This window comes from Rhodopila globiformis (genome assembly GCF_002937115.1).
Lineage (GTDB): Bacteria > Pseudomonadota > Alphaproteobacteria > Acetobacterales > Acetobacteraceae > Rhodopila > Rhodopila globiformis.
The window spans coordinates 1-2,810 of the sequence record NZ_NHRY01000011.1; the positions used below are offsets into that span (position 1 = coordinate 1).

The window sequence follows — 2,810 nt, forward strand, 5'->3', positions numbered from 1 at the left end:
CCAATCGCCGCTCGCCGCGGACCTACGACCGCGACCTCTACAAGGCGCGCCATCTGATCGAAAATTTCTTCGCCAGGCTCAAGCAGTTCCGTGCCATCGCAACCCGCTATGACAAGACTGCCCGCAACTTCCTCGCCGCGGTCCACCTCGCCGCCGCCGTCGTTTGGCTTAATTGACGACACGCCCTAACAATTCCCAATCATTTCAGTGTTTGTCCTCGTGAGCGGCGAGGGAGCGGTGGATCGGTCTCAGTTGGGCTGGGATTGCTGCAGCGTGCCGTGCCGGGCGAAGGGGCGCCTCGATTTGTGAACGAACGAACAAGACCCCGGCTACGGATGGCTGAACAGTCTTGCCGCCGCCAGCAACAGGCCGGCCAGTACAGTACCGACCATTTGCTAGGTCGTAGGCAGGCTTTCAAGGCGCCCGCGAATGTATTCACACGTGGCTCTGGTCGCGCTGAGATCGGCACGCATCGCCGTCATATCGCTTTCGAGCCCGGCCAAACGGATTTCCATATCAGGATCATGCGGCCCGCCTCCGTCGGAAGCAAGCACAGGATCACGCCGGCCCGACACCGTGCTGAGAGGTCGCCGCTGACCGCTCATTCGATTTGTTTGCGGGCGCTGCAACCATGTCCTCATCCATCATCGGTTTCATGCAACGAGTTCCAAATCCGGGATCTCTACCAGCCGGCGGTGCTGGTTGTGGTGGCGGCCGTGCCGTGATTCAGCATCGGAGTCCTGGAGCGGTGCGCCGCTCACTGGCAATCGGCTCCATCGACGGGTCGGGCCGTCGCGAGCGCGGCCTCGTGCATCGCGTAACGGCGAACCGGAGAGCCGCCACCAGGCGGCGCGGGCAGGACTGCCTCGGTGCCCAGCACGCTGGCGATGCGGCTGGCGTCCAGGTGCCGCTTCGGCGCGTCGGCCAGGATCACCCGGCGCCGGGCGGCGTCGGCGAGGGCCATGCGCGCCGCCTCAGCCGCCATCGAAATGCCGGATCTTGTACAGCCGATCGGCGAACTCGAAGGCAATTTCGGCCTGGTTGGTCTCGCGGCCAAGGCGGTGCAGGAAGCCGCGCAGCCAGAGCAGCGAGGCCTCGAACTGCTCGGGCTCGACATGGGTGTAGGCCAGGATGACGCTGTCCTGGATCAGCACGCCGGTTTCGGCGTTGAGCCAGGTGCCCTCGACCGGCGGCAGGATGTGTGCGCGGCCGCCGATTTGCGCCAGCAGCGCCAGGGCCTCGCCGATCCAGGTGGTCTGGTCGATCGGGGTGCCGTCGCGGTCCTTGCCCCGGGGATGTAGAGCGTCAGGCATTCGCTCAGGGCGCTGTCGGCGGCGCCGACGGCGTCGGCGAGGTCGATGGGCGAATGACAGGGCGCGGCGCTCATCAATGCGTTCGGGTCAGGGCGTTCGGGCTGGAACTGCGCGGGATGCCACATGGGTCGTGCCTCGTTTTGACGGCTGCGCCGGCATGCGGCGCATCCTGGCGCAAACTTCTTGCCAAAGGGCTAACGGGCATCGGCGGCCGGCGCGATCAGGCGGCTGGCGGGCGCAGGGCCTGGCTGACCGCCTCCCTGGCGGCAGCAGCGGCCAGCGTGGCGGGATCAGGGACCAGCGGAATAGCGCTGCCCAGCAGGCTGTTGCGGGAGAACCCGGCCAGCATGGCGCGGGCCTCGCGCTGCATCGCCTCGATATCCTGTGGAAGAGCGGCGATGCCGGCGGCGGGTGGCTTCGTGGCGGCCGTTGCAGCGGGCGGCTTCGTGGCCGCCGCCGCCACGGGCGGCCTGGCGGCTTCCCGGGGCTTCGGCGCCGGCGGCGCCGGGGCGACGGACGGACGCGGCACGTCGCGGTGGACCGGGCACCCGGCCTGCAGCGCCTCCAGCATCGCCTGGGCCTGATCGGCCGATCGGCTGAGGGTGACGGCGTTGCAGCGGTAGCGCAGCACCAGCGAGTCCGACAGGTCGGGCCTCATCGACAACCGCAGATTATCCATCGCGACAACGGAAAAGCCGACGATGCGGCCGGCGAGGTCGAGTTCGGTGACGGTGCTGACATGGTAGGCCTGGATCAGATCGCGGATGGCGGCGGTCGCCAGCGCCCGGTCGCCGTGGGCGCCTAGCAGGAAGAACGGCAGCAGGAAGCCGAGAATGGTGTCGAACAGGCAGTCGGTCGTGGTCGTGCTGGTGTCGGTCATGGCGCGGCCTGGTCTGGGGGATTACGAGCGAGGCATGTTCGTTATAGGTTCCTAACGCCTACCATAGGTTGCACGAGAACACAACAAGAATCTACACTGAGTGATCGGCCGCCCGCGGTGGTCGGCCAGCGGTTGGCCAGTGAGCGGTTGGCCAGTGAGCGGTTGGCCGGCCGGGGCGGTGATCAGCGGGCAGGCGGCACTGGCGCTCCTCCCGCCGGTTGCAACGGAGACGGATCGTGCGGTTCCGGGCATCGACGCCGGATGATGCGGACCAGGATGCTTCAGGCCGCCGGGACCGTGCCTGTCCTCACGGCGCAACGCCGGTCCACCCAGGGGCCGCCGCGGGTTGCCGTGCGCTGGCCATGGCAGATGGCGGCGTGGCTCCGGGCGGCTTCGCGGAATATCATTTCACTACCATTCTGTCCCGCGCTATGGTCGCGGCCGCAAGGAAGCGGGGGCCGAACCATGATGAAGTTCGCGTTTTTCAGTTGGCTCTTGTTGGATTTCGGGGTGGTGAGACGCTTCACCGCCCATCCGGAACCCGGCAGGACCCTTGAAAACCGCAACCGAGCGCCCTGGCAACGATCGGCGCGCGGCCAACAGTACGTTCGGAGGTC

4 protein-coding genes are annotated in these 2,810 nt (G+C 67.3%); 1 reads left to right on the top strand and 3 read right to left on the bottom strand.

All coding sequences use genetic code 11. The features are described 5' to 3' along the window. Positions 1-176, top strand: a 176-nt coding sequence (locus CCS01_RS00210) for a transposase (RefSeq protein ID WP_146101497.1), incomplete at its 5' end; no start/stop codon positions are given. Positions 177-757: 581 nt separating this feature from the next. Here the strand turns inward: CCS01_RS00210 and CCS01_RS00215 are convergent. From CCS01_RS00215 to CCS01_RS00225, 3 genes are all read right to left on the bottom strand, one after another. Continuing rightward, entirely contained in the window at positions 758-964 is a 207-nt protein-coding gene (locus CCS01_RS00215) for a hypothetical protein (protein ID WP_146101498.1), read from the bottom strand. A 10-nt stretch (positions 965-974) separates the two neighbouring features. Further along, the gene (locus CCS01_RS00220) at positions 975-1,313 is read right to left on the bottom strand and encodes a hypothetical protein (RefSeq protein ID WP_104516838.1); all 339 of its coding nucleotides are present in this window, start codon (positions 1,311-1,313) and stop codon (positions 975-977) included. A gap of 220 nt (positions 1,314-1,533) precedes the next feature. Further along, complete coding sequence (locus CCS01_RS00225; RefSeq protein WP_104516839.1) at positions 1,534-2,193, bottom strand: hypothetical protein; 660 nt, start codon at positions 2,191-2,193, stop codon at positions 1,534-1,536. Between the last annotated feature and the right edge of the window lie 617 nt (positions 2,194-2,810).

What these genes read in the sequence shown, in the direction of transcription:
- CCS01_RS00215 (WP_146101498.1), bottom strand. Translation starts at nt 964, where the DNA reads ATGGCCCTCGCCGACGCCGCCCGGCGCCGGGTGATCCTGGCCGACGCG.
- CCS01_RS00220 (WP_104516838.1), bottom strand. Translation starts at nt 1,313, where the DNA reads ATGCCTGACGCTCTACATCCCCGGGGCAAGGACCGCGACGGCACCCCG.
- CCS01_RS00225 (WP_104516839.1), bottom strand. Translation starts at nt 2,193, where the DNA reads ATGACCGACACCAGCACGACCACGACCGACTGCCTGTTCGACACCATT.